Raw genomic sequence first — 3,469 nt, forward strand, 5'->3', positions numbered from 1 at the left:
CAGCGAGGTACCGCGTGCTATTTCAACGAGTCGGTGTTTACCTCGCTCACGCGTCGGGTAGTGAACTCGGGCAAGTCAACAAACCACTCGTCGTTGGCAGCTGGCCCAGCGGAACAATGGAGACGATTGTTCTGCACTGGCGGGGTGACGGACTTGGGAGTCCATCGTACGGGACTTGAGATTTGGGATGCCGCCCCGCTTTCTGCAGGCTGCCCCGCCACTGCGTTGGCAGGTTACAATGGTGCCCCATTCAAAAGCCGTTTGGCTGGTCCTGAGTCGATGCCTTTGACACGTTGCCGATGACACACCGTCCTTCCGAATCTGCTACCGACAAAAGTCTCGGTCCCGGCCGGGATCGATCCTGCGATTCTGTCGCCGAAGAGGGCCTGCAAGATCGTGGTCTTGTAATGATCCTTCGCCTCGCCGCGTTTTTGTGTTTCGCTGGTTGGACGTGGGGGCATTATTACTGGGAGGGCCCCTACGGCGTGTTGCTGTGGCAAGACGCGACGTACAGTTTCGCGGAATGGTGGGGGATCAGTTGGGACGAATTCGTAGGAACCGGTGCTGATGATGGGTGGGTGCAAACCTGGCTCTCGCGAATCACTTGGTTGTACCTCGGTTGCACGGTGTTGACGTTGACCGTGCGTCGGCAGTCCACCCTTCAGATGGCCGCGTTGATCGGCGGCAGTGGATTGCTGGTCGTGCTCAGCTACGCGAAGTATGTCAGCGCCCAACGCCAGTTCCCCATGTTTTTAGAGCATGGCGGTCAGATGCTCACACCGATTCTATTGGTTCTGGCATTGAAATTCGGTGCTCGCCACCGGATCACGGTGGTGACCGCGATGGTCGCCTTGGTCGCCACCTTCGCCGGACATGGTTGTTATGCGCTTGGGTGGTGGCCGACACCGCCGTTCTTCTATGGCATGATCTCGGTCTCGCTCGGCGTCGAATACGAAACCGCGAATACCATGCTGCGAACGTTTGGTGCGTTGGACTTTGTCGTGTGCGCGGCCATTTTTGTACCGGTGCTGCGTCGGTGGGCGGCAGGTTACGCCACGCTTTGGGGATTCCTCACCTCGGCGGCGCGGCCCGTTGCTGGGATGTCGATGAGTCTAAACTACTGGGGCGCGGACCAATTCCTACATCAAGCCGTGTTGCGTGCGCCGCATTTTCTGATTCCTCTGTACTTGGTCGTTTTTTGGCATCGGCAGGCTTCCGTTTCGCCCGCTGCCGGCAAACCGGCTTCAACGCCACCCGTCCAAGACGCCCCACTGGGCGTCGAACTCACCTCATGAAGATCAACTTGTTGTCCCCTTTAGGAACCATCATGAAGTCATTGAATCGTCTGGCACTTTGTTGCCTGGCACTGCTGATCACCGCCAACTCGGTTTTTGCGCAAGGAGGAAACCGGGGGCGACGGCGAGCCGATCTGAGCATCCCGGAGGTCGCGAAAAAAGACGTGATCTGCTTCGCGCTCTACACGGTTCACGACAAAACATTGAAGCTGACGGCGCAGTTGTACCCGCTGGGCGCCAGCGATCCCAAAGTCGCTCGGCTGGAAATCGAAAAGGATGGTCAATGGACTGAAGTTGCCAAAGCGAATGTGATCGAGCGTGGTTGGACGGTTCCCTTCCGGGTGGGGAACTGGGACGACACGAAGACGGTCAAGTATCGCGTCGCGCATGGCACGGAAGCGTTCTATGAAGGCACGATTCGCCGCAACCCGGTCGACAAGGAAGAGATTGTTGTTGCGGGATTCACTGGCAATTCAATCCAGCCTGCTCACGGTGGTGACATCTCACGTCAGGACTTGATTGACAACGTCAACAAAGTCGACGCCGACGTGCTGTTCTTTTCCGGTGACCAAGTTTACGACCACAATCGTCACTATGCGGCTTGGTTGAAATTCGGACGCGAATTCGGCGACATCATCAAAGACCGTCCCACCGTTTGCTTGCCCGATGACCATGATGCTGGCCAGCCCAACCTGTGGGGTGAAAGCGGGAAGATTGCGACGCTTCCCGGTGCCGCTGATGGAGGTTACCTGCAACCCGGTGTCTATGTGCAAGAGGTCGAGCGGGCTCAAACCAGCCATCTACCCGACCCCGTCGACCCGCACAAAATTGGTCAAGGCATCGGCGTCTACTTCACCAATCTGAATTGGGGAAACATCGATTTAGCAATTTTGGAAGATCGCAAATTCAAGACTGGACCTGCGGGACGTGTGCCGAAGCAGGGGCCTCGTCCTGATCACATTCGCAACCCAGATTACGATCCCGCCAGTGTCGACGTGGAGGGAGCGATTCTGCTCGGCGAACGTCAGTTGAATTTCCTGGAGAAATGGGCGAAGGATTGGACCGAAGCGGACATGAAGGTGGCTTTGTCACAAACGATATTCTGTGGCGGAGCCCACATTCACGGTGCGGCGAACGGTCGTTTGCACGCGGACATGGATTCCAATGGATGGCCTCAAACCGGACGCAATCGGGCTCTCGAAGAACTTCGAAAAGCGTTCGCGTTTCACTACGCCGGTGACCAGCACTTGGCGACTATTTTCCATCACGGCATCGACGAATACCGCGATGCGATTTGGTCGTTCTGTGTCCCATCGATCGCCAACTTGTACTTGCGATGGTGGGAACCCACCGAGCCCGGTGAAAATCGCGAGCCGGGAGCTCCGGAATACACGGGCGATTCCTTGGATGGATTTGGCAACAAGGTCACCAACTACGCGGCCGCTAATCCCGAAAAGAAACCCGCTGGCAATTTGCTGAACACCCGAGCGGCTGGGTTTGGGATCGTGCGATTCAACACCAAGACCCGCGACATCACCATGGAATGCTGGCCTCGAAACGTGGATGTGACCGATCCGTCGGCCAAACAATATCCCGGTTGGCCGCGCACGATCTCGCAGTTCGACAACTACAACCCGCCATCGTGGGGCAAACTCGGCGAGATCACCTTTGACGTGGAAGACCCCGTGGTTCAGTTGATCGACGCCAGCACAAACGAAGTGCTGTACACCGTTCGAGTGGCTGGCAGTTCCTTCCAGCCAGGAGCTCCGAAAGGCAAGGCGTTCATCGTCAAAGCGGGCAAGGACGCACCCGAAACCGTCGTCGTGAAAAACGCAACGGTGGGCAGCGAGCCCGTCACCGTGAAGCTCGATTGAACGTCGGGCCCAGGCGTCTGTCTGCGTCAGAGTAGAACAGTTGTCCTCAACTGTTCGCGTGCTGGGGTGGAGTCGTCGAGTGGCATGACGCGATCGCGAGCGAGCTTGACGCAGAGGCGGGGAGTCGCGGAGACGCAGAGGAGCGTTCAAACAGAGTAGAACAGTTGTCCCCAACTGTTCGCGTGCTGGCGTGGAATCGTCGAGTGGCGTTGCGCGATCGCGAGCGAGCTTGACGCAGAGGCGGGGAGTCGCGGAGGCGCAGAGGAGCGTTCAAGCAGAGTAGAACAGTTGTCCCCAACT

The 3,469-nt window shown here is 57.7% G+C and carries 2 protein-coding genes; both read left to right on the plus strand.

Features of this window, described 5'->3' with window-relative positions; translation table 11 throughout:
* The first annotated feature begins 299 nt into the window (after positions 1-299).
* Positions 300-1,295: a hypothetical protein gene (locus tag ACF8AM_RS24275; protein ID WP_392558130.1), complete on the plus strand. Its 996-nt coding sequence runs from the start codon at positions 300-302 to the stop codon at positions 1,293-1,295.
* Positions 1,296-1,327: 32 nt separating this feature from the next.
* Positions 1,328-3,169, plus strand: a complete 1,842-nt coding sequence (locus tag ACF8AM_RS24280) for a hypothetical protein (protein WP_392558131.1) — start codon at positions 1,328-1,330, stop codon at positions 3,167-3,169.
* Positions 3,170-3,469: the final 300 nt, after the last annotated feature.

The organism is Rhodopirellula sp. JB055, assembly GCF_043100905.1.
Lineage (GTDB): Bacteria > Planctomycetota > Planctomycetia > Pirellulales > Pirellulaceae > Rhodopirellula.

What these genes read in the sequence shown, in the direction of transcription:
- ACF8AM_RS24275 (WP_392558130.1), top strand. Translation starts at nt 300, where the DNA reads ATGACACACCGTCCTTCCGAATCTGCTACCGACAAAAGTCTCGGTCCC.
- ACF8AM_RS24280 (WP_392558131.1), top strand. Translation starts at nt 1,328, where the DNA reads ATGAAGTCATTGAATCGTCTGGCACTTTGTTGCCTGGCACTGCTGATC.